This window comes from Enterobacter sp. C3_dUdeg, from assembly GCF_057536195.1.
On sequence record NZ_BAAKFX010000004.1, the window covers coordinates 180,322 to 198,377 of the forward strand.

17 protein-coding genes are annotated in these 18,056 nt (G+C 57.4%); 5 read left to right on the forward strand and 12 right to left on the reverse strand.

The genetic code is table 11. The features are described 5' to 3' along the window. Positions 1 to 3 precede the first annotated feature (3 nt). A complete protein-coding gene (gene hcr, locus AC27FC_RS12905) occupies positions 4 to 972 on the forward strand; it encodes an NADH oxidoreductase (RefSeq protein ID WP_196354667.1) in 969 nt (322 codons plus the stop codon). A gap of 90 nt (positions 973 to 1,062) precedes the next feature. On the opposite strand, the gene AC27FC_RS12910 is transcribed toward hcr, so the two are convergent. After that, entirely contained in the window at positions 1,063 to 1,497 is a 435-nt protein-coding gene (locus tag AC27FC_RS12910; RefSeq protein ID WP_196354668.1) for a DoxX family protein, read from the reverse strand. A 151-nt stretch (positions 1,498 to 1,648) separates the two neighbouring features. Here AC27FC_RS12910 and poxB point away from each other — a divergent pair, with 151 nt between their 5' ends. From poxB to AC27FC_RS12930, 4 genes are all read left to right on the forward strand, one after another. Next, a complete protein-coding gene (poxB, locus tag AC27FC_RS12915; RefSeq protein ID WP_039261536.1) occupies positions 1,649 to 3,367 on the forward strand; it encodes a ubiquinone-dependent pyruvate dehydrogenase in 1,719 nt (572 codons plus the stop codon). 38 nt (positions 3,368 to 3,405) lie between these two features. Further along, complete coding sequence (ltaE, locus tag AC27FC_RS12920; protein WP_196354669.1) at positions 3,406 to 4,407, forward strand: low-specificity L-threonine aldolase; 1,002 nt, start codon at positions 3,406 to 3,408, stop codon at positions 4,405 to 4,407. A gap of 10 nt (positions 4,408 to 4,417) precedes the next feature. After that, complete coding sequence (locus AC27FC_RS12925; RefSeq protein ID WP_094934316.1) at positions 4,418 to 5,854, forward strand: SDR family oxidoreductase; 1,437 nt, start codon at positions 4,418 to 4,420, stop codon at positions 5,852 to 5,854. Between the two features lie 92 nt (positions 5,855 to 5,946). Further along, the gene (locus AC27FC_RS12930; protein WP_045354430.1) at positions 5,947 to 6,960 is read left to right on the forward strand and encodes an NAD-dependent epimerase/dehydratase family protein; all 1,014 of its coding nucleotides are present in this window, start codon (positions 5,947 to 5,949) and stop codon (positions 6,958 to 6,960) included. Positions 6,961 to 7,038: 78 nt separating this feature from the next. On the opposite strand, the gene AC27FC_RS12935 is transcribed toward AC27FC_RS12930, so the two are convergent. The 11 genes from AC27FC_RS12935 to gspG all read right to left on the reverse strand — a co-directional run bounded on the left by AC27FC_RS12935 (position 7,039) and on the right by gspG (position 18,056). Then, complete coding sequence (locus AC27FC_RS12935) at positions 7,039 to 8,868, reverse strand: chitinase (protein ID WP_029739472.1); 1,830 nt, start codon at positions 8,866 to 8,868, stop codon at positions 7,039 to 7,041. Between the two features lie 142 nt (positions 8,869 to 9,010). Further along, positions 9,011 to 9,463, reverse strand: a complete 453-nt coding sequence (iagB, locus tag AC27FC_RS12940) for a type III secretion system invasion protein IagB (RefSeq protein ID WP_029739471.1) — start codon at positions 9,461 to 9,463, stop codon at positions 9,011 to 9,013. 133 nt (positions 9,464 to 9,596) lie between these two features. Then, positions 9,597 to 12,362, reverse strand: a complete 2,766-nt coding sequence (locus AC27FC_RS12945) for a glycosyl hydrolase family 18 protein (protein ID WP_094934317.1) — start codon at positions 12,360 to 12,362, stop codon at positions 9,597 to 9,599. Between the two features lie 257 nt (positions 12,363 to 12,619). Continuing rightward, entirely contained in the window at positions 12,620 to 13,417 is a 798-nt protein-coding gene (locus AC27FC_RS12950) for a prepilin peptidase (RefSeq protein ID WP_487160227.1), read from the reverse strand. Next, on the reverse strand, positions 13,414 to 13,899 hold the full coding sequence (gene gspM, locus AC27FC_RS12955) for a type II secretion system protein GspM (protein ID WP_094934319.1): 486 nt from the start codon (positions 13,897 to 13,899) through the stop codon (positions 13,414 to 13,416). The genes AC27FC_RS12950 and gspM overlap by 4 nt, the downstream gene beginning before the upstream one ends. After that, the gene (gspL, locus tag AC27FC_RS12960; protein ID WP_094934432.1) at positions 13,896 to 15,041 is read right to left on the reverse strand and encodes a type II secretion system protein GspL; all 1,146 of its coding nucleotides are present in this window, start codon (positions 15,039 to 15,041) and stop codon (positions 13,896 to 13,898) included. The genes gspM and gspL overlap by 4 nt, the downstream gene beginning before the upstream one ends. 15 nt (positions 15,042 to 15,056) lie before the next feature. After that, entirely contained in the window at positions 15,057 to 16,076 is a 1,020-nt protein-coding gene (gene gspK, locus AC27FC_RS12965; RefSeq protein ID WP_039261521.1) for a type II secretion system minor pseudopilin GspK, read from the reverse strand. Beyond that, positions 16,073 to 16,753 carry a type II secretion system minor pseudopilin GspJ gene (gene gspJ, locus AC27FC_RS12970; protein WP_039261518.1) on the reverse strand — a complete coding sequence of 227 codons (681 nt, stop codon included), beginning with the start codon at positions 16,751 to 16,753 and terminating at the stop codon, positions 16,073 to 16,075. The genes gspK and gspJ overlap by 4 nt, the downstream gene beginning before the upstream one ends. Beyond that, positions 16,746 to 17,129 (reverse strand): type II secretion system minor pseudopilin GspI, encoded by a 384-nt coding sequence (gspI, locus tag AC27FC_RS12975; RefSeq protein WP_023310955.1) that lies wholly within the window; start codon positions 17,127 to 17,129, stop codon positions 16,746 to 16,748. Before gspI ends, gspJ begins: the two co-directional genes overlap by 8 nt. Next, on the reverse strand, positions 17,122 to 17,607 hold the full coding sequence (gspH, locus tag AC27FC_RS12980; RefSeq protein WP_196354672.1) for a type II secretion system minor pseudopilin GspH: 486 nt from the start codon (positions 17,605 to 17,607) through the stop codon (positions 17,122 to 17,124). Before gspH ends, gspI begins: the two co-directional genes overlap by 8 nt. Next, positions 17,607 to 18,056: a type II secretion system major pseudopilin GspG gene (gene gspG, locus AC27FC_RS12985; RefSeq protein ID WP_072210895.1), complete on the reverse strand. Its 450-nt coding sequence runs from the start codon at positions 18,054 to 18,056 to the stop codon at positions 17,607 to 17,609. Before gspG ends, gspH begins: the two co-directional genes overlap by 1 nt.

The window sequence follows — 18,056 nt, forward strand, 5'->3', positions numbered from 1 at the left end:
TTCATGACCATGCCAACCTCACAATGTCCGTGGCGGATGCAGGTTCATCACATCCATCAGGAGACGCCGGATGTGTGGACGCTGTCGCTGCTGTGCCATGACTACTATCCGTACCGTGCAGGCCAGTACGCGCTGGTCAGCGTTCGCAATTCGGCGGACACGCTGCGCGCCTACACGATCTCCTCCACGCCGGGCGTGAGCGAGTACATTACGCTCACCGTCCGACGCATTGACGACGGCGCGGGCTCGCAGTGGCTGACGCGGGACGTCAAGCGCGGGGATTACATCTGGCTGTCTGACGCGCAGGGGGAATTCACCTGTGACGACAAAGCAGACGATAAATTCCTGCTGCTGGCGGCGGGCTGTGGCGTAACGCCGATTATGTCGATGCGCCGCTGGCTGGCGAAGAACCGCCCGCAGGCCGACGTGCAGGCGATCTTCAGCGTCCGTTCCCCGGAAGATGTGATTTTTGCCGGGGAATGGCGTGATTATCCGGTGACGCTGGTGGCGGAGCACAACGCGACCCACGGCTTTGTGCCCGGTCGCCTGAGCCGCGAGCTGCTGCAAAGCGTGCCGGATATCGCGAACCGCACCGTGATGACCTGCGGCCCGGCGCCGTACATGGATATCGCGGAGAAAGAAGTGAAAGCGCTTGGCGTGACCCGCTTCTTCAAAGAGCAGTTCTTCACGCCGGTGGCGGAAGCGGCAACCAGCGGCATTACCTTCACCAAACTGCAGCCTGCGCAGACCTTCTTTGGCCGCGTGGGAACCACCCTGCTGGAGGCGCTGGAAAGCAACCAGGTGCCGGTAGTGGCTGCCTGTCGTGCGGGCGTGTGCGGCTGCTGTAAGACGAAGGTGGTTTCCGGGGAGTACACCGTCACCAGCACCATGACGCTGTCCGACGCGGAAATTGCCGAGGGTTACGTGCTGGCGTGCTCATGCCATCCACAGGGCGATCTGGTCCTCGCATAAACGGTAAACGTTCGATCGTAGGCCCGGTAAGCGTCAGCGCCACCGGGCTTTTTGTCGGGTGGCACTGCGTTTACCCGACCTACAACAACCCTACCGCCACGCGGGCGCTTTACCCAGCGCAAACCGCCCTGCGCCTAAAAACGCGATAGCCAGCGAGCCGATAAAGAAGTACACCAGGCTTTCAATCGCCCATGCGCCTACCTTATCGAGGGCGAGCGTTTCATCCATTCCCACCATCAGCCACGCCACGATCATCGTAAACGCCAGCACCAGCGCGGCCGGGCGCGTAAAGAGCCCAACAATAATCAGGATCGGTGCCACCACTTCGCCAACCAACACGCCGTAGGCGATAAACCCCGGCAGCCCTTTCTCCACCAGCATGCCGCTGATAAAGCCCACGCCGCCAAAAAGCTTGTGCAAACCGTGAAATAGCATCAGCCCGCCGACGGCAAGTCGTAACAAGAGTTTGCCAAGATCGTCGCACGATAGCTTTTCATTAACAGCAATTAACAATGATTTAACCATTTGAAATTATTCCTGTTTTCACCGAGACATCACCAGATTATGCCGAATAATTGCGCGTGAAAAGCACCTTTTAATTGGGGGGATGCGACGGGCAATACGGAGACTTTCTTCTAAGCTTGTAAGCGATATCACAAAAAGGAGACGGACAACCATGAAACAAACCGTGGCTGCATATATAGCGAAAACGCTCGAACAGGCTGGCGTGAAACGTATCTGGGGCGTAACCGGCGATTCCCTGAACGGACTTAGCGACAGCCTCAACAAGATGAAGACCATCGAATGGATGCCCACCCGCCATGAAGAGGTTGCCGCCTTCGCCGCAGGCGCTGAAGCGCAGATCACGGGGGAACTGGCCGTCTGCGCCGGATCGTGCGGGCCGGGTAACCTGCATCTGATCAACGGCCTCTTTGACTGTCACCGTAATCACGTGCCGGTGCTGGCGATTGCCGCCCATATCCCCTCTTCCGAAATCGGCAGCGGCTATTTTCAGGAGACGCATCCGCAGGAGCTGTTCCGTGAATGCAGCCACTATTGCGAGCTGGTTTCATCCCCGGAGCAGATCCCGCAGGTGCTGGCGATCGCCATGCGCAAGGCCGTGCTGAACCGCGGCGTTTCTGTGGTCGTCATCCCGGGAGACGTGGCCCTCAAGGCCGCGCCGGAAGGGGCCAGCACCCACTGGTATCACGCCCCGCAGCCAGTGGTGACGCCTGCGGAAGAGGAGCTGAAAAAGCTGGCACAGCTGCTGCGGTACTCAAGCAATATCGCCCTGATGTGCGGCAGCGGCTGCGCGGGCGCGCACAAGGAGCTGCTTGAATTTGCGGGTAAGCTTAAGGCCCCCATTGTTCACGCCCTGCGCGGCAAAGAGCACGTCGAGTACGACAACCCCTTTGATGTGGGGATGACCGGTCTGATCGGTTTTTCCAGCGGCTTCCACACCATGATGAACGCCGACACGCTGATTCTGCTCGGCACCCAGTTCCCGTATCGCGCGTTCTACCCGACGGATGCGAAAATCATTCAGATTGATATCAACCCGGCCAGCATCGGCGCGCACAGCAAGGTTGATATGGCGCTGGTGGGCGATATCAAATCCACGCTTGCCGCCCTGCTGCCGCTGCTGGAAGAAAAAACGGACCGCAAGTTCCTTGATAAAGCCCTGAGCGACTATCGCGACGCCCGCAAGGGGCTGGACGACCTCGCCAAACCGAGCGACAAAGCGATTCACCCGCAGTATCTGGCGCAGCAGATCAGCCATTTCGCGGACGACGACGCCATCTTTACCTGCGACGTGGGCACGCCAACCGTCTGGGCGGCACGCTATCTGAAGATGAACGGCAAGCGTCGCCTGCTCGGCTCGTTTAACCACGGCTCGATGGCCAACGCCATGCCGCAGGCGTTGGGCGCAAAAGCGACGGCCCCGGAGCGTCAGGTGGTGGCGATGTGCGGCGACGGCGGGTTCAGCATGCTGATGGGGGATTTCCTGTCGGTGGTGCAGATGAAGCTCCCGCTGAAAATCGTGGTCTTTAACAACAGCGTGCTGGGCTTCGTGGCGATGGAGATGAAGGCCGGAGGCTATCTCACGGACGGCACCGAGCTGCACGACACCAATTTCGCACGCATCGCCGAGGCCTGCGGCATCACCGGCATTCGCGTGGAGAAAGCCTCAGAGGTGGACGAAGCCCTGCAGCGCGCATTTTCCATCGACGGTCCGGTGCTGGTGGATGTCGTCGTCGCCAAAGAAGAGCTGGCGATCCCGCCGCAGATCAAGCTGGAACAGGCCAAAGGCTTTAGCCTGTATATGCTGCGCGCCATCATCAGCGGGCGCGGCGACGAGGTGATCGAACTGGCAAAAACCAACTGGCTCAGGTAAAACATTTCGCATGACCTCTTAAAATAAAGGGATGTGAAATGATTGATTTACGCAGTGATACCGTAACCCGCCCGAGCCGCGCCATGCTCGAAGAGATGATGGCCGCCCCGGTCGGGGATGACGTCTACGGCGATGACCCAACGGTTAACGAACTGCAGCGCTATGCGGCTGAACTGAGCGGCAAGGAGGCCGCGCTGTTCCTGCCGACCGGCACGCAGGCTAACCTGGTCGCGCTGCTCAGCCACTGCGAGCGCGGGGAAGAGTATATCGTCGGCCAGGGCGCGCATAACTATCTGTATGAAGCAGGCGGTGCCGCCGTGCTCGGCAGCATTCAGCCGCAGCCGATTGACGCCGCGCCGGACGGCTCCCTGCCGCTCGATAAAGTCGCGGCGAAAATCAAAGCTGACGATATTCACTTCGCCCGCACCAGGCTGCTCAGCCTCGAAAATACCCACAACGGCAAAGTGCTGCCGCGCGAATACCTGAAAGCAGCATGGGAATTCACCCGCGAGCGCAGGCTCGGCCTGCACGTTGACGGCGCGCGTATCTTTAACGCCGTCGTGGATTATGGCTGCGAGCTGAAAGAGATTGCGCAATACTGCGACTCGTTCACCATCTGCCTATCTAAAGGGCTGGGCACGCCGGTGGGTTCTCTGCTGGTAGGCAACGCGGACTACATCAAGCGCGCCAACCGCTGGCGCAAAATGACCGGCGGCGGCATGCGTCAGGCGGGTATTCTGGCGGCTGCCGGGCTGTATGCCCTGAAAAATAACGTGGCGCGCCTGAAGGACGATCACGACAACGCCGCGTGGATGGCGGCGCAGCTGCGCGAGATTGGCGCCGACGTGATGCGCCACGACACCAACATGCTGTTCGTACGCGTGGGCGATGACCGCGCCGCCGCGCTGGGTGAGTTTATGAAATCACGTGGCGTGCTGATCAACGCCTCACCCGTCGTGCGCCTGGTCATGCATCTCGACGTGAGCCGCGAACAGCTGGCGGACGTGGTGAAACACTGGCAGGCGTTTTTACAGCGATAAGGAGCATCACGTGCCGCAACGAATTCTGGTGCTCGGCGCCAGCGGGTACATCGGTCAGCATCTCACCGCGGCGTTAAGCCAGCAGGGACACCAGGTGCTGGCAGCGGCACGCAATACCGAACGCCTGCAAAAACTCAGTTTGCCTGGCGTCACCTGCCACAGCGTTGACCTCAACTGGCCGAAGGAACTTCCCGCCCTGCTGGAAGGGGTCGATACGCTTTACTACCTGGTGCACAGCATGGGCGAAGGCGGGGATTTCATCGCCCACGAGCGGCAGGTGGCGATGAACGTTCGCGACGCCCTGCTGCAAACCCCGGTGAAGCAGGTCATTTTTTTAAGCTCGCTCCAGGCGCCCGAACACGAGCAGTCCGATCACCTGCGCGCCCGCCAGCTGACGGCTGACACCCTGCGCGGGGCGAATATCCCCGTCACCGAACTGCGCGCCGGGATCATCGTCGGCGCAGGCTCCGCCGCCTTCGAAGTGATGCGCGATATGGTTTACAACCTGCCCGTACTCACGCCGCCGCGCTGGGTGCGCTCGCGCACCACGCCGATTGCGCTGGAGAATTTACTGCATTATCTGGTGGCCATGCTGGATCGCCCGGCGGAGCAACACCGCGTGCTGGAGGCGGCAGGCCCTGAAGTGCTGAGCTATCAGGAGCAGTTCGAACATTTCATGCGCGTCAGCGGCCGCCGCCGCTGGCTGATCCCCATTCCCTTCCCGACCCGCTGGATTTCGGTGTGGTTTTTGAATGTGATCACCTCCGTGCCGCCGACGACCGCCAAAGCGCTGATCCAGGGGCTCAAACATGATTTACTGGCGGACGATCGCGAACTGCGGGCACTCATTCCCCAGGACCTGATCCGTTTTGACGATGCCGTGCGCAATACGCTGAAAGAAGAAGAGCAGCTGGTGAACTCCAGCGACTGGGGTTACGACGCCCAGGCGTTTGCCCGCTGGCGGCCGGAGTACGGCTATTACCCGAAACAGGCGGGCTGCACGGTGAAAACCCACGCCAGCCTGGCCGCGCTGTGGGAAGTGGTGAACCAGATTGGCGGCAAAGACGGTTATTTCTTCGGTAATATCCTCTGGCAAACGCGCGGAGCAATGGATCTGCTGGTGGGGCACAGGCTGGCAAAAGGCCGTCCGGCACGCCCGTATCTTGAGGTGGGCGACGCGGTCGACAGCTGGAAGGTCATCATCGTCGAGCCGGAAAAACAGCTGGCGCTGCTGTTCGGTATGAAAGCCCCGGGGCTGGGCCGGCTCTGCTTTACCCTGAAAGACAAAGGCGATTGTCGTGAACTGGACGTCCGCGCCTGGTGGCATCCGCACGGAATGCCGGGTCTGTTCTACTGGCTGTTGATGATCCCCGCCCACCTGTTTATCTTCCGCGGGATGGCAAAGCGGATTGCGCAACGGGCAGAACAAAAGACGGAAAAGATCTAAATAAAACTCTCTTTCTTTCACCTTTCCCATTGCATAGCGCCGTAATTCACGAAAGAATGCGCACGAAATTCTTTTCAACACAGTGGATTGATATGAAGGTACTGGTTACCGGGGCGACCAGCGGCTTAGGCCGAAATGCGGTCGAATTTCTGCGCAACAAGGGCATCAGCGTCAGGGCTACCGGTCGCAACGAAGCGATGGGAAAACTGCTGCAAAAAATGGGCGCGGAGTTCGTCCATGCTGACCTGACGGAGCTGGTCTCCTCTCAGGCGAAAGTGATGCTCGCCGGTATCGACACGCTGTGGCACTGCTCCAGCTTCACCTCCCCGTGGGGTACCCAGGAAGCCTTCGATCTCGCCAACGTGCGGGCAACCCGCCGTCTGGGCGAATGGGCCGTTGCCTGGGGCGTGCGCAACTTTATTCATATCTCGTCACCGTCGCTCTATTTCGACTATCACCACCATCGTGACGTGCAGGAAGATTTCCGTCCGGCTCGCTTTGCCTGTGAGTTTGCCCGCAGCAAGGCGGCCAGCGAAGAGGTGATTGACCTGCTGGCACAGTCGAACCCGCACACCCGTTTTACGGTCTTACGTCCGCAGAGCCTGTTCGGGCCTCACGACAAAGTGTTTATTCCGCGCCTGGCGCAGATGATGCACCACTACGGCAGCGTGCTGCTGCCGCGCGGCGGCGATGCGCTGGTGGATATGACCTATTACGAAAACGCCGTTCACGCCATGTGGCTGGCAAGCCAGCCGGACTGCGATAAGCTGATCTCCGGTCGCGCCTACAACATCACGAACGGCGAACCCTGCACGCTGCGCAGCATTGTGCAGCGTTTAATTGACGAGCTGCAGATCGACTGCCGCATCCGTTCAGTCCCTTACCCAATGCTGGATATGATTGCCCGCAGCATGGAGCGTTTTGGCAGTAAATCGGCCAAAGAGCCTGCGCTGACGCATTACGGCGTATCGAAGCTGAACTTTGATTTCACGCTGGATATTTCGCGGGCGGAGAACGAGCTTGGGTACAAACCGATCGTGACGCTGGATGAAGGGATTACGCGCACGGCGGCGTGGCTGCGGGATCACGGGAAGCTTCATCGGTAGATCGGGTCCTGCATTTTTACGATGAGAAAAAAAACGGCAACCCGAAGGTTGCCGTTTGTCATTTTGCTGTTGTGCTGATTACAGCGCAGTCCACGCGTCCTGCCATGCAATCCCTTTACCTGGCTCGTAGTAGGATGGCGCGTTATTGCACCAGCCGCTGTACGGATAAGGTTTGCACTGGAACAGCTGGCCGCGGTTGTTAACGATATCGCCTGCTTTCCATTTGGTTTTGGAGGTCCAGGTCGGGTAAGTCCCGGTCTGGCCGCCGTTGGTCTGCTTAGCCTGTACGTTCAGCGTATAGGTGGTAGTGCTGCTCAGCTCGCCGTCACTGACGGTAAGGTTGATCGGGTACTGCGTCGCCGCCGCCACTTCCGGTGCATTGAACGTAATAATCGCTTTATCATCGCCGCTTACGGTCTGCCCGTTCGGAGCCGTCCAGGTATAAGTCAGGTGGTTACCGTCTTCGTCGGTCGAGCCAGACGCGTTCAGAGAAACAGATTTACCCGCTTCAACCGCCCCCACCGGACCGGCGATTTTTGCTACCGGCGCATGGTTTACCGGCGCTGGCGTATTATCTTCCGGAGCCGGGGTGTTATCGTCCGGCACCGGCGTGGTGTTGCCTTCGTCCGTTGGGTCGACAGGGGTCGGCGTCGGAGCTGGCGTGACGCTACCGCCGTCGGAAGTGCCGTCTTCACCCACCACGTTGACGTTGAAGTAATGCTTCACGCATTTGGTGTAGTCACCCTCTTTAAAGGCGCTGAATGGCGTCTGGTAACCCACCAGCTGGCAAGAGTAGGTCTGGCCTGACGGGGTATCCGCGCTCCATCCCCAGTCCTGTTCCCAGTAGATCTTCAGCGCGCCGGCACCGCCTTCGTCGAACTGCTTCATGTTGGCGCAGCCCAGCACTTCGTTAGACGGAACAGGCACCTTCAGGTAGTTGGCGAACTCTTTGTAGTATTTGATACGGTTTTGAGACTGGGCGATCTCAGTCGGGCCACCGCACTCCACGCCGCCGTTGATGATCTGCGTGGTCACGCCGAAGCCCGGAACCAGACCATTCGCCTTATCGTGATCGTTCGGCTGCCAGGTGCCGTCGATAACCTGCAGCATGCTCGGTTTTGGCGGCTGCGGGTAGGCGAAGAAGAAGATCGCGGAAGCAAGGTTCAGCCAGGTGTCCGCCACCAGCTCAGGTTTGTCCAGCAGTACGCGGACGTCGCCGTACATCGCTTCAGAGAACGGGCCGTAGTTGTAGTTATAGGAGAGCTGTTTCGCACCGCGACCAAAGTAGCTAACGAAATCGCCATCTTTGTCTTTACCGCACGGCCAGGTCTGACCCTGCCAGACATCCGGGTTACATTCGCCGTTATAGCCGCCCTTCTGACCTTCGCTCCAGCCCATCTCACGCACGTAAACCAGCGCCTGACGCCACTCGGCTTCCGGACGCCAGGACTCGTGGCCGCCGGTTTCCTGCGCGAAGTGCGCGAACATGGTTGCCAGAGACTTACGGCAGATGGCATCGCTGTTACGACCATCGGTATAGGTCTGGCACAGTGCCGGGAATTTACCGACCGCTTTCAGGAAGTTGCTGTAGGTATATTCCGGCGCACGCAGTGGGAAGAGATATTCCCAGTCGCTGGCCTTGATAATCCCTTCCACGCGCTTGACGTTTTCCGGGTTTGTCGATTTACCCGGCTCAATTTGTTCCACCAGGCTGTTGTCCAGCGTGCGGATGGTTGACTTCACTGAAGCCATCAGCGGGAAGTTGGTCAACTCCTGCTCCTTCTTCTGCAGATCGCTGGCCTTAACGGTGTAAGGTTCGCTGCTGGCCTGCAGCTGGGTTGCCTGAGCCATAAACGGTGCAACACATGCGCCCGCGATAAGAACACTGAGTAATGTTCTTTTGTTCATGTCAATGGTCCTCTTAATTATATTAAGGGTATATAAAAGTTAATTTGTTTCGCGGTTTATTTATTAATCATTTAATAAATAAACCCGGGAGCAGTTTTCGTTTTATGAAGAACACCAGTCGGTACTCTTCAAAAAACAAAAATCAATAATAATAACGGTTACGGGTGCTACGTTTTAATTTCTGATATTTATTCCAGACCTTACGGGCATAGACCATGCGCTGCGGGTAATTCTCTTTTTTCAGACCCGCGTTATAGGCGCCGACCGCCTCCCAGTTATAGCCATAAACTTTAATCATTCCGGATAATATCGATGCGCCAACCATAATCGAGGTGCAGGGCTCGGTAATTAACCGGTACTCATTAATGCCTTTTCGCTCCAGCTCGGAAAAATGTGAACTATTAATCTGCATCAGGCCGACATCACGCGTTCCATCATTATTCTGTCCAATCGCATTGGGATTCATTCCCGATTCAACATTAGCAATGGCATACAACAGATAAGGATCCACATGGTAATAACTGGCGGCTTTATCCCAGCAGTTGGCAAAGACGCTATGGCTTATTATCAGCAACAATAAAAATAACGTTTTCATTTTCAGTCCGGCTCTTTTTCATTGTCTCCTTACGCGCTTATCGCGCTGTTTCCTGATTTACGGCCCACGCCCGTCTCGGGACGTGGACCGTGATGGCGGGCAAGTTACTTACCCGCATCGTTATGGCTATGACTTACTGGCAGTCAGCCGCAGGGCCTTTTTTCACCCATACATCGCTGCTACCGGGTTTATCACCCTTCGTCCACCATTTCGCGGTGTAGGAGTAACCGTTGTAGGTAGTGGTGTCGCCGCCGTTATAGACCACGTCGGAGCGCCAGTTGAATTTCACCTGACTTACCAGCTCCCATGCATCCACACCGAAGCCCGGCTGGTTGCCCTGAGTCCAGTATTTTGCTTTCCAGACCAGGTTGTCGAAGCTGACGGTATTGCCCGCGTTGTAAACCTTGCTTGCACTCCAGGCAGCGTATTTGCTGGCGTTGGCGTCAACAGGCTTATCGCAGCTATTGGTGGCAGAACCTTCGTCAGACGGCGTAGTGCCTTCATCGGATGGGGTGTTACCTTCGTCAGACGGCGTGTTGCCTTCATCGGATGGGGTGTTACCTTCGTCAGACGGCGTGTTGCCTTCATCGGAAGGGGTATTGCCTTCGTCAGACGGCGTTTCCGCCGCTTTAGGCGTTACCGTCACCTGCACGTTAGTCTGTACGCTGGACTTGCCATCGCTTACCACCACGGTCAGCGTGTACGTTGATTCCGCGTCCACGTCCGGTGCGGTGATGTTCAGGTTCGCGGTGTCTGCGCCTGTCGCCTGCATATTCGCAGGAACGCTCCAGGAGTAGGTCAGCGCGTCGCCATCAGGATCGTTAGCCTGAGCGTGCAGAGAGTAGCTCTGGCCCGCTTCCAGCGTCACGGCTTCCATCTGGTTCACGACCGGCGCCTGGTTTGCTTTCGGCGCTTTGTTCACGACCTGGACGTCAGCGGTGCTGCTCAACCCTTTCGCATCAGTGACCGTCAGGCGGAACGCCAGAGTCTGGTTACTGGTGACAGCGGCAACGTTGAAGGTCGCTTTCGCTTTGGTGCTGTTGGTGAGGGTCACCGACGGGCCAGAGATCTGCGTCCACTTGTAGGTAATGGCATCGCCATCCGGATCGGTAGAAGCCGAGCCATCCAGGGTCACCGTCGCCGGACCGGTTACGCTCTGGTCAGCGGAAGTCGCTACCGGCGCATGGTTGGTCACCACCGGATCAACCGGCGCAGCGCCGCCTGTCAGGCTTTCATTCATCGCGTTCAGAATGTCTCCGGTATCGGAGTCGATAGACCAGGCAAACAGACCGCCCAGGTTTTTCGCCAGCACATACTGACCTTTCGCCGTTGCGGAACGCGCATCTTCATAGGTGATCAGATCGCCGGTGGTTTTGTTAAACAGATACGGCGCTTCAGCGGTGGCATCATAGTTGTATTCCCAGCCCGCTTTGCCTTTGTACTCGTTAACGATCTGACGATAGTCAACCACGCCCGGTTCCCAGGTCCCTTTCACCATGCCCGTTGCCGTGCCGGTGAACGGGTTGTTATTGCTGTAACCGTGAACGCCGGTCCAGCCGCGACCATACATGGCCGTCCCCACGACAATTTTGCCGGGCTGTACACCCTGCGCCAGCAGCGCATTGACGCCGTTTTCGGTGGTGTAATTGGTATCCGGTTTGTTCGCCGGCGCACGCAGTGCCGCCTGGTGACCCAGATCGGTATTGCTCCAGCCGCCGTAGAAGTCGTAGCTCATCAGGAAGATGTGATCCATGTACTGCTGGGCAGTGGTGTAATCAACGTCTTCAATTTTGTCGCCGCCTGAACCGATTGCTGAGGTCAGTTCAAAGGTACGGCCGGTTTCGGCTGACAGTTCATTCATCATGGCGCGCAGTTCGCGCATCAGTGCGGTATACGTCTCTTTATCCTGCTGTGGGTTGCCCAGCGTTTCGTTCTGACCGCCGCCGCCCGGGAATTCCCAGTCGATGTCCACGCCGTCGAAGAATTTCCAGGTTTTCAGGAAATCTTTCACGGAAGCCACGAAGCGATCGCGGATCGCTTTGTCATGCATTTTGAAGAACGGATCGGAGAGGGTCCAGCCACCGATAGACGGCAGTACTTTCAGCCCTGGATTGGCTTTCTTCATTGCCATTAGCTGGCCGAAGTTGCCTTTGTAGGGCTCGTCCCAGCTGTCGAGGCCAGTCCGGGATTGCTGCAGTGCGGCCCACGGGTCGTGAATCGCCACCTGGAAGTCCTGACGGCCCGCACAGGCGCGCTTCAGCGCTTCGAAGCTGTTACCCCCTTCGATGGTTTTCAGGCTGTCGTTGATGCCATCGCCGCCGCAGATTGGAATGAAGCCATACAGAATGTGGTTAAGGTTAGCTGCCGGGATTTTATCCACCGGGAATTTACGGTCATAAACGCCCCACTCAGGGAAATAGGCACCGACCACTTTATCGGTATGCTTAGAGAGGGTTTTATTATTTTCCTGCATGGTGGTGTTAAGCGGCAGCAGATGGCTACCGTCGGTATCCGCGACGATAATCAGTTTGCTGGCGCTGGTGCTGCACCCACTGGCGTTGCAGAGTTCAACCGTTTCCTGATAGCGACCGCCTTTGGTCACTTTAAATGTTGCCGTGCCGGACATGCTGCCTGCACCGGTCCAGACGGTTTTGCCGTCGAGCAACACTTTCGCTGAAGTCGGCGCCGCGCCGCTCCAGACATCCCACTGCACTTTAACATCGGCGCCATCATGGACTTTGACGAGGTTGTTGTAAGCAGTAGCAGACTGATCAACTTCGACAATGGCAAATTTATCATTACCACTGGCGATAGTTGCTTTACCTGGCACGGCTGCGAACACCGGGCTTGCAGCCGCTGCAACGAAGAGTGCCAGATATTTAGGCTTCAGAAATTTCATTATTTGATCCTGATAATACGATTTGTGAAATTAAATACCCATGCTTTTCCATTAAACATGGACAAACGTTATTTACTGATAAATTAATCGTGAACGTTTCTGGTTCGCGAAAGACCTGCTTATTATTGCGCTGTACCTTCCTCCACTCATAAACTTCGACAAATGTTTTATTGCGTAGAGAAGAATACAGCGGGGAATTTATTTTCGCCTTTCATTCCCCCGATGAAAAAATTTCAAAAAAAACTTGACTACATTATTTAAAAAATGAGATGTGGGATTTGCGCGATAAATACAACCAGCCCGGAAAATGCAATATATGGACCAAAGGAAATAAGGTTATTTTTATTCTCAAAGGGCTTTAACAGGCAATGCATGATAATGCCCCCCAGCGCCGCGATCAGCACAATAGAGGGCAACGCTTGCCAGCCACACCAGGCGCCCAGCGCCGCCAGCAGCTTAAAATCACCATAGCCTAATCCTTCCCGGCCGGTCAGCAGGCGGAATGCCCAGTAAACCAGCCAGAGCGAGAGATATCCCGCCACCGCGCCATAGATAGCATCGGTCAGCGGTAGCGTACGGAACAGGGCATGGAACATCAGCCCCGTCCACAGCAGCGGCTGGGTCAGGCAGTCCGGCAGCAGCATATGGCGCGCGTCGATCACCACCAGCGGCAGCAGCAGACTCCACATCACCCACAGCGCGATCAGCGCCAAAAACGACGGCGCCAGCGCGGCGCTGGCGGCAAAGAAGAGAGCGCTACAGACTTCCACCAGCAGCAGTCGCAGCGGAATCGCGCTATGGCAGTGGCGGCAGCGGCCGCGCAGCGCACACCAGCTAATGATGGGAATATTTTCCCACGCGCTCAGGGCGTGGTTGCATTCCGGGCAGTGAGAGGCGCGAAACAGCAGATTGCCTGCCCCCTCTTCTTCCATTACCAGCGGCGGAATACGCTCCGCCACTACGCCGAGGAAACTGCCGAGGATCGCGCCCAGCGCTCCGCTCATGACGCACAGACCCGGCAGATTCGCCTGCTGCAACAGCATTAGTGGGCTCATGCGCTTTTCGCCCAGCTCAGCGTAATGTGCGCTTTCACGTCACTCTGACGATCCACCGGCGTCAACGCGAGTTTCTCCAGATGGATACCGGAAGAGACGTTCATCTCACGCAGCCAGTTTTGCAGGGCAGAAACGCTGACGCGCTCGACATCAAAGGTCAGCGACTGCTCTTCCTGACGCACGCTTGTCAACGCGACGTGCACGACTTTGGCACTTTCTTCCACCACGCTGCGCGGGTTCGGGGTATTGACGATTCTGGACTGGAGATGGTTTTTATCAATTTCCTGGCGCATCCAGTTCAGCGTCTGCTTCTGCTTAAATAACACGGCCTCGTTATTTTTGATGAGAGTATCGAGCGGCATCATCGCGCCGTAATAAACCATCGCGCAGCAGAGTGCCCCGCCGCAGAGTTTAAATAAATTACGCTCGCGTGGACTGTAATGTTGCCAGCGGTTTTTTAACTGGGCTATTTGCGTTTTCATTTATAGCTCCCGGTAATAATGGCGGTATAAGGCGCCTCGCCGGAAATCGGCTGCATCGTAAATTCAAAGGTTTCGGCGCTGCGGGCGACAAAATCCTGCAGGGTCTGTTTATCCATGGATTTCACATTCAGCGTCAGCTGATTTTGCGTTTCGTCATATTCCACGTTATTGATCTCCAGCGACGGCAATGACTGCCTGATTTGATTCAGCGCTTCGAGCTGCAGGAAGATCCCTTTCTTCGCCTTGCTGATATTTTGCCCGACGTAGTATTTCAGGTTGCTGGTCTGGCGCAGGGTCGGGAAATAGTGCTGCGCTACGGTGGTCATCTCCCGGTGGATCTCGTTTTGCTGATGAGTGAGCATCCACGCCATACCAACGCGGGGGCCGATCAGCAGTCCGACGCAAAGCAGCGCCGCCGCCGCGAGGGCCTTTTTCGCGTGGCGAAAACGCGGACCGCTGGCGCTGCGCCCGGAAAACTCCCCGTGCAGCATGTTGATACGACAGCCCTGCCACTGGGGCTGGATCAGCACCAGCGGATGCTGCCACGCCAGCCGTTCATCCACCTGTACCTCCTGCGGCGCATCGCCGTAGCAGCACACCTCACCCGCCCGGCATTTACTCAACAGCAGCGGCAGCAGGACCGTATCGGCTTCGCCAGCGCTGCCGGGGGAAAAACGCAGCCAGTAGCTCTCCTCCAGGCTCACCAGCGTCGTGCCCCCTTCGCTCACCGGCAGCAGCCAGGCATCCGGCAGCGCCTGGGCCACCGTGAGCCCCGCCTGAGCGAACAGCTCCAGCCAGTGGCGCAGACGTTCAGCCTCGATGGCCACGGCATCCACCTCCGGCCCCTTTTTGTTCAGCACCGTCCAGTGCAGCGTATCTACCTCGCCGAGCAGCGTCTCTTCCGCCATCCACGAGAACTGCGCCGTCTGGGCGGAAAGTCCTTTTTTCGGCAGGGTAAAATGACGAAAGATCGTCTCGCTCGCCGGCAGCAGCAGGCACACCTGCTGAGAAAGCGGGTGGCAGGAAAGTTCGCTCAGTGCGCTCCAGCCCGTCAGATATTCCACCCGATCGTTACCGGATTCACACCACCAGATTTTGCCGTCCTCACGGGTGTCGGGACGAATAAAAAGCACCTTTTTCATTATCATCTACTTATCTTATTCAACCATTCGGTAGCGGCGTTGCCAGGTCACGACCTTGCCAGCCTCACTGTCAACGTGAAGCTGGCTGACGACGCGCAGCGTTAAATCATCGGTATTGCCGGTGGTTTCCACCCGAAAATAGCGACTGATGACCGCAACCCTGTCCTGAATCTGCGCAAGGATATCTTTGGTCTGCGGATAGTTGCTCTCCAGCACTTTGCTGAATGCCTCCAGCGACGCCCACCCCTCCTCCGGGCGTGAATCGATCAGGCGGGCAGCGTCGTCCGTGTTTAGCACGCCGGTAAAAACCGCCGCCAGCAGCGGCGCCTGTTCGCGTGTTAAGGTATTGACATTTATGGTGCCATCCGTATCCGGCAAGGCGCACAGCAGCTTGCCGACCTTCGGCCACGCTGCCTGCGGAAAGGCGGGCAGCAGTCTGATTTCGTTGATGGTGCGCATCATTTGATTCGCCGGACCGCGGGCGGGCGTCACGCTCGCCCAGGCGTCGACCTCCTGGCCCTGTTTCGCCGTCACGTCGTCGGCGTCAAGATAATCCACCAGCTGCTGGTAAATCTCTTCTGCCGCCAGCGTACCGACGCCACTTTCAGCCAGCAGCTGTTCGATAATCTGCTCTTTGACCGGTTTTTCCGGCAGCGCAGTTGGGTCGGCCGGGGCCGCTGGCGCCGCGTCCCCGCCCAGCAGACTATTGACGTTAAAGCAGGTCCGGGCATCCTCCACCTGACTCACCACGGTGTAATTATCCCCGTGGGTTTTCAGCGGCTGTGCCCAGTCACCTTGCGGCGACAGCCCCGCCCCTTCTGAACTGGCCGCTTTCTGCAACACGTTTTCCAGTACCTTCTGTTGACGGGCAATGGCCCAGCGCAGCGTCTGCTGGCTGACCTGATAATGCGTTTTTTGCAGGTGGCGGCAGAACTGCTGACTGATTTTCGCCGCCAGGGCGGACATCATCACCAGCAGGATCAGCACCACCAGCAGCGCCACGCCACGCTCTTTTCGCGCTGTTTTGCCGCTCATGAACTCACTCCTGGATCGGCTGCCGTATCGGGCTGCGGGGTTGTTACGGGCTGGGCCGCATGCTCCGCTGCCGGCTGCGCCGGGTCCGCATTCGTCTCTTTTGGCGCGGTCTGGATCTCAGGCATATCGCCGGGAGTGAGAAAAACCCAGCGCCAGGTTTCGCCGTTTTCCATGGTCAGATTCAGCTCAACGCCATCAGGCTGATGGGCGATGTCGGTCCATTTTTCCTGCCAACCTTCGTGCCAGAAGCGCCATTTCATCTCTTTCACATCGCTCAGAATCGGCACTTCTTCCGGCTGCGCGCTGGCGGGACCGTCGATAGCAGCCCAGACGTTGCGCCACAGGCGCTTGTCCTTTAACGTCCAGCTAACCCGCTCCAGCTGCACCTGGCCGCTGATGCCGTTCAGGGTTGTCATTTCCACACCATTCTGCTGCTGAACGAACACCTCGCCGCTGTTGCGCGGCGCGCGCGCCTGTTGCTGATAAAAGTCACGCGAGAGGAGGTTGTACGTGCGCTGAAGCGCCGTCACTTTTGTCGCCGCCTCGTCGCTGGCCGTCGAGGTGCGCATCGCGCCGTCGAGCGTTTGCCAGGCGAGAATGCTGATCACCGCGAAGATGGCCAGCGCAATCATAATTTCCAGCAGGGTAAAGCCCTGCTGACGCTGCACCTTACTCACGATCCACCTCCGGTTCGGCGAGCTGAAGCGCCACCACCGGTTGCGCATCGCTTGCTTCGCTGTAAACCCGTACCTCATCGGCAAAGGTATTTTCGGCGGTTTTCACCCGCTGGATATGCCAGGTCCAGGTTTGTCCGCCCATGGTTTCGGTACCCACCTGCTCGGCGTCCGGGAAGTCGGTCTGAGCCAGCTGCGCTTGCGCCAGTTGATTTTCCGCCACCCATCCGGCCTGCAGCGTTTCCGACAGGCTGTGGGTAAAGCGCACGTTAAGGGTGACGGAGTTCATCAGCGCCAGCGCCGCGGTGGAGAAAATCACCAGCGCCACCATCACTTCCAGCAGGGTCATCCCCTGCTCTTTGGTTTTGCGTTTAGTCATCGTTTTCCACCACCACGGGAACAGAGCCCTGTGACGTCACGTGAAAGCGCTGCTTTTTATCCAGGCTTTCGAGGCTGAGCGTGAAGCGGCTAAGCTCGCCGTCCGGCAAAAAAATGATTTGCGGTTCATCGTCCTGCGTGGCCGCCAGCGTTCGCGATGAGAGGGAGACATGCATCTCCTCAGGAAACTCGCCGCGTGTGGCGATCCGCCCCGACTTTAACGGTGCCCAGTGGCGCTCGCCGTTATTTACAACCTGCGTCACCAGTTCAAATTCTGACGAGGTCATCACCAGCCCGACAATATTTCCGTCCATTACCGCACGGTCAGAACCATATTCAACGAGGGATTTTAGCTGCTGACCAAATGTATCTGCGCCGCTGCGTGATGGAATGGTGGTGACCACCATCATGGCGCTCAGGGCGAATATCACCAGCGCCACGATAATTTCCAGCAGGGTAAATCCACGTTGCTTATTCATTACTTAGCTTTTTTATCAAAAGACCAGTTGCTGATATCGTCGGCAGTATTAGCTTCTGCATCCGGACCGGCTGAGAAAATATCGACAGCGCCATGCTCGCCCGGGCTGACCAGAATATAGTCATTGCCCCATGGGTCCTGCGGCAGGCGACGAATATAGCCATCGTCACGGTAGCCTTTCGGAACAGGCGCAATTTCAGGTTTGGTCACCAGCGCCTGCAACCCCTGCTCGGTGGTCGGATAGCGATGGTTGTCGAGTTTGTACATATCCAGCGAACCTTCCAGCGCCACAATATCGCTGGTCGCTTTCTGAATATCGGCTTTTTCTTTATTGCCCATTAAATTAGGCACAACCATACTGGCCAGCACACCGAGAATAACGATAACTACCATTAATTCGAGCAGCGTGAACCCCGCCTGACGCTTCAGGCTATTTTTTTTCAAAGACAT

What these genes read in the sequence shown, in the direction of transcription:
- gspH (WP_196354672.1), bottom strand. Translation starts at nt 17,607, where the DNA reads ATGAATAAGCAACGTGGATTTACCCTGCTGGAAATTATCGTGGCGCTG.
- hcr (WP_196354667.1), top strand. Translation starts at nt 4, where the DNA reads ATGACCATGCCAACCTCACAATGTCCGTGGCGGATGCAGGTTCATCAC.
- AC27FC_RS12935 (WP_029739472.1), bottom strand. Translation starts at nt 8,868, where the DNA reads ATGAACAAAAGAACATTACTCAGTGTTCTTATCGCGGGCGCATGTGTT.
- gspI (WP_023310955.1), bottom strand. Translation starts at nt 17,129, where the DNA reads ATGACTAAACGCAAAACCAAAGAGCAGGGGATGACCCTGCTGGAAGTG.
- iagB (WP_029739471.1), bottom strand. Translation starts at nt 9,463, where the DNA reads ATGAAAACGTTATTTTTATTGTTGCTGATAATAAGCCATAGCGTCTTT.
- AC27FC_RS12910 (WP_196354668.1), bottom strand. Translation starts at nt 1,497, where the DNA reads ATGGTTAAATCATTGTTAATTGCTGTTAATGAAAAGCTATCGTGCGAC.
- AC27FC_RS12950 (WP_487160227.1), bottom strand. Translation starts at nt 13,417, where the DNA reads ATGAGCCCACTAATGCTGTTGCAGCAGGCGAATCTGCCGGGTCTGTGC.
- poxB (WP_039261536.1), top strand. Translation starts at nt 1,649, where the DNA reads ATGAAACAAACCGTGGCTGCATATATAGCGAAAACGCTCGAACAGGCT.
- AC27FC_RS12945 (WP_094934317.1), bottom strand. Translation starts at nt 12,362, where the DNA reads ATGAAATTTCTGAAGCCTAAATATCTGGCACTCTTCGTTGCAGCGGCT.
- gspM (WP_094934319.1), bottom strand. Translation starts at nt 13,899, where the DNA reads ATGAAAACGCAAATAGCCCAGTTAAAAAACCGCTGGCAACATTACAGT.
- gspK (WP_039261521.1), bottom strand. Translation starts at nt 16,076, where the DNA reads ATGAGCGGCAAAACAGCGCGAAAAGAGCGTGGCGTGGCGCTGCTGGTG.
- gspL (WP_094934432.1), bottom strand. Translation starts at nt 15,041, where the DNA reads ATGAAAAAGGTGCTTTTTATTCGTCCCGACACCCGTGAGGACGGCAAA.
- gspG (WP_072210895.1), bottom strand. Translation starts at nt 18,056, where the DNA reads ATGTCTTTGAAAAAAAATAGCCTGAAGCGTCAGGCGGGGTTCACGCTG.
- AC27FC_RS12930 (WP_045354430.1), top strand. Translation starts at nt 5,947, where the DNA reads ATGAAGGTACTGGTTACCGGGGCGACCAGCGGCTTAGGCCGAAATGCG.
- ltaE (WP_196354669.1), top strand. Translation starts at nt 3,406, where the DNA reads ATGATTGATTTACGCAGTGATACCGTAACCCGCCCGAGCCGCGCCATG.